This is a genomic window from Asaia sp. SF2.1 (assembly GCF_000505765.1).
GTDB classification, from domain to species: domain Bacteria; phylum Pseudomonadota; class Alphaproteobacteria; order Acetobacterales; family Acetobacteraceae; genus Asaia; species Asaia bogorensis.
The window spans coordinates 36,111-39,973 of sequence record NZ_AYXS01000010.1 but is presented as its reverse complement, the minus strand read 5'-3'; the positions used below and the strand labels follow the sequence as shown (position 1 = coordinate 39,973).

3 protein-coding genes are annotated in these 3,863 nt (G+C 57.5%); 1 reads left to right on the top strand and 2 read right to left on the bottom strand.

Annotated elements, in window-relative coordinates:
• Together P792_RS26045 and P792_RS26040 are read right to left on the bottom strand one after the other, a co-directional pair.
• Positions 1 to 1,713: M1 family metallopeptidase (locus P792_RS26045; RefSeq protein ID WP_369794214.1), on the bottom strand; the 1,713-nt coding region annotated here is incomplete at its 3' end.
• A gap of 215 nt (positions 1,714 to 1,928) precedes the next feature.
• On the bottom strand, positions 1,929 to 3,161 hold the full coding sequence (locus tag P792_RS26040; RefSeq protein WP_023978259.1) for a hypothetical protein: 1,233 nt from the start codon (positions 3,159 to 3,161) through the stop codon (positions 1,929 to 1,931).
• Positions 3,162 to 3,582: 421 nt separating this feature from the next.
• On the opposite strand from P792_RS26040, the gene P792_RS37495 reads away from it, so the two are divergent.
• The coding region (locus P792_RS37495) for a hypothetical protein (RefSeq protein ID WP_035439535.1) at positions 3,583 to 3,863 on the top strand (281 nt) is incomplete at its 3' end.

Sequence of the window (3,863 nt, the reverse complement as noted above, 5' to 3'; positions counted from 1 at the left end):
CCACCAGTTCTCGAAATACCAGCCGCGCCAGAACCAGGTTAGATCCTCTCCCGCCGCGCTGGACATGAAGCGGAAGAAATCCGACGGCGTGGGGTGTTTGAAGGCCCAGGCCCGGATATAGGCCCTGAACGCATCATCGAAGCGCTCTGGCCCGAGGATTTTCTCTCGAAGCAGCATCAGCCCGTAGGCACCTTTGAAATAGGTCACCTTGTGGCGGTATTTCTCTGGCACGAGTTCAGAAAGCATCATCAGGGTTGGCGCATCGGTGGCGGTGAGCACCGGCACGATATCCTTCGCCGGGTCACCTGTTTCCGGAGCGAATTCCGCGTCTTTCTTGGGCGCGTATTCACCGTGGTTGAAATGCTGTGAGGCATAGGCGTCGATGAAGGTATTGAATCCCTCATCCATGAACGCATGGCGGCGCTCATTGCTGCCGACGATCATGGGGAACCAGCCGTGGCCCAGCTCATGCGTGGTGATCCAGAACAGTACGTCGTTCCTGTCCTGCCAGCCATCGAATACGATGCCCGGATATTCCATCCCCGCGCCATGGCCGCCAAGATTGACGGCGTTGGGCCAGGGATAGGGATACCATTGCGACGAGAAATACTCGATCGCGTGTTTGACATATTCCGTCGAGCGGTCCCATGCCTGCGGCCCTGCGCCTTCGCGTGGATAGACGGACATGGCCAGACGCGGCTGCGGTTTCTGGCCTTTGGCTGCGGGCAGGGCAGGCAGGTCGAGTCTGGCAGCATCCCAGATGAAAACAGGCGAGGCCGCAAAGGCCACGTCGCGCGTGTTTTCCATATGAAAGCGCCAGGTTTTCTCGCCCGAGCGGGCGAGGTGGCTGGCAGGGTCGAGCACATCCTGCGCCGTGCGGATGAGAACGCGCTTGTCGCTTTTGGCGGCTTCAGCCAGACGCGCCCGCTCTGTCGGGGTCAGCACGTCCTGCGGGTTGGTGAGTGCGCCTGAGCCGACAACCGTAAAATTCCACGGCACGGTCACGGCGTAGTCGATGGTGCCATATTCCAGATAGAATTCCTGCCCCAGATAAGGGAGCGTGTCCCAGCCGCGCAGATCGTCATAAACGCTCATGCGAGGATACCATTGGGCAATCTCGTAAATCTTCCCGTCCTTGACCGGGGTGACGGCAGTACGACCGCCCCAGAGGCCGGGAATGGTGTGATGCCACGTAACATGCAGCCTGAGCTGCTTTCCGCCCGCGGCAAGAGGGGCAGGTAGGGTGATCTGCATGCGCGTGTCTGAAATACGAAAGGAGACCGGCTTCTCATGGCCGTTTTCCTCAATAGCAACATGCTCGATCACGAAGCCATCCGAGCTGGCAGGATGCCAGTCCGGATAGGCCACCCATGAGCGGGAATCCTTGCGATACATGTTCTGGTCGAGTTGCAGCCACAACACCTCAAGGGCATCGGGGCTGTTATTCGTATAGGTGATGGTCTCCGCGCCGCTCAGGGTCTGGCTGCCCGTATCGATGCGTGAGTCGATGCGATAATCGGCGCGGTTCTGCCAGTAGCCGGGACCAGGATGACCGGAGCCGGTGCGGTTCCACAAACCCGGAGCATCGGGAAGGACCAGCGTATCAAAGACAGGCCGCATGGAGAGGGGCATGGACTGGCTGGGCGCAGGTCGCGCCGCCAGCGAGGTGCCCAGACAGGACGCCACACCAATAAGAGGGATAAGCAAGCGCATCGGAAAGAGACCTTGTCGACTGGGGATACCCGTTCCCTAATCGTTTCACTTCCGATCTCATTAGACAAGACGGTTTTATCTGGCTCTGTGCAGCCAGTAATGCCGGATGGGTTTCCGGCGCGTCAGACGCAGAAAGGGCGCTTTCTCAGAGTATACGCCAGTACCAGAGGTGGGTACCGCCATACAGCCAGTGAAAGCGCCCCTCAGGAGTCAGATCAGACTGCCTGCCAGTGCGGGGTGTGGTGCTTGTAGGGCGTGTCGAATTCCTCGATCAGGCGGCTGAACACATGGTGGTCATGCACGCTGGTCGGTGCCAGAGGCGCGAGACCCGACACGTCGCGATGGATCAGGCGGTTCAACGCACGGTTGAACACGCCCGGACCGGTCTTGTAGGCGATGAACAGGCCAGGATGGAGATAGCAGTTACGGTAGATGTTCAGCAGGGCTTCGTTCAGCAGCGGGCTCTGGGCCACGGCACCGAAGAAATCGTTATGAACAACGTTGTTATGTGTCAGGAACAGGACGTTCTGCTCGTGGCGGTCCAGCATGAATTGCAGGGCCTGCTCGTCACGGATGCGGATGTCGGCATCGAGCCACCAGCCGCCAAGCGCCTGAATGACATGGACGCGCAGGATATCGGCTGCTTCCGCCGGATGACGCGCACCGAGGAAAAGCGAACGGGCCTCGACGCCATAGACATCATAGAGCCACTGTTCGGCCTCGGGCTTGTCGAAAATCTTGACGTCGAGTCCGGAAATCTGGCGATGGAACTCGAAATTGCGCTGAATCTCTTCGGGTGGGTTCTTGTCCCAGTAGAGGAAAAGCTTGTTCGGGATCACGCGATGATCGGCGCATCCTTTGGTAAAGGGGAAGTTCGCCTGGAGCGCGAAGCCCAGATACAGGGAGTCGATTTCCTCACCTGTATGAAATTCCTCGAAGGCATTGGCCGTCAGACGCATGGCCCCTGTGGGGTCGCCTTCACGCCAGGCTTTATAGACACTCTCGATGAAATTGGCATGGGGAATGCACAGGGCGCGCAGTTCGGCCACTTCATGGGCGGGCAGATCGTTACCGGATTTCAGCAGGCAAAGCAGTCGCGCCTGAAGCAGCGACTGGGCCAGAGGATATTCACCATGGCTTTTGGAATGCATGTCGAACGCCACACGATAAAAGCGCGACGCCTCCTGTACGCGAAAGCTCGTATGCAGGATATTGGCCAGGGTGAAGGCATGCATGACGGTCTTGCAGCCATTCTGGTGATAGAAACCGATGGCCTGCCCGTCATGAGCGAAGTCCTCATCGGTCAGTGCGTCCAACCCTGCCAGCGTGGCTGGCGAAGGGGCGCTGTGCATTTCGGCTTCGGCCACAGGGGTCTCCTCGGACCTGAGTTCATCCCAAGCGTCGATATCGGCCGATGCAGGGTCTGATCCCGGATTCTTGCTGTCCATTGCCCTTGAATTCCCGCTTCTGTGACAAATGCTTCAGCGACCTATCTCACATCTGTATCCATATGTCCATTCATAGATTTCGACAGTAATGGAACATATTATCAATTTATTTCTATCTTTATAATATATGTGTTTAACAATGATGCTGAAATATTGGGAAATGAAAACCTGCCTTCTCGATATGCGGCCGTCTGCGGATGGTTAATTGGACCGATATGTCCTTGTCTTGTAAAAGCCAAATAAAGGCTCGATGTTTCCTGTTCATTATCAGTATATTATTGCTCTTTGTCTTTGCCCCCCGCAAGACGCGGGCATCCATGTGGCTTTTAAGCCCGTCGCTCGGCAATTCTGCGAGCGCCTATGGTCGGCGCAACATCAAGGCAGTGGGCAAAGCCCGACTGATCGCCTAGTGAGAGAAGTCATGGCATCTGCGCGGCAAAACAACAGGGTAAGGGCAGTTTTCTGGCTTCTGAGCCTGTTTGCCGTCGCAATGCGTCTTGTCGCCGGATCACCAGTCCCGGCCTTCACGCTCTCATCGGACGACCCTCAGGGTATGTTGAGTGCGCTTGAAGTCTTGTGCGACAGCACCGCGCCCGCCAGCTCTGGTGGAAAGCATCACGACACCGTGTGTGCCGATGACACGGCCTGTCTTGTCAGCGCGATGGAGTCCCATGCGCCTCTCCTGACTGCGCTTGTCCTTGC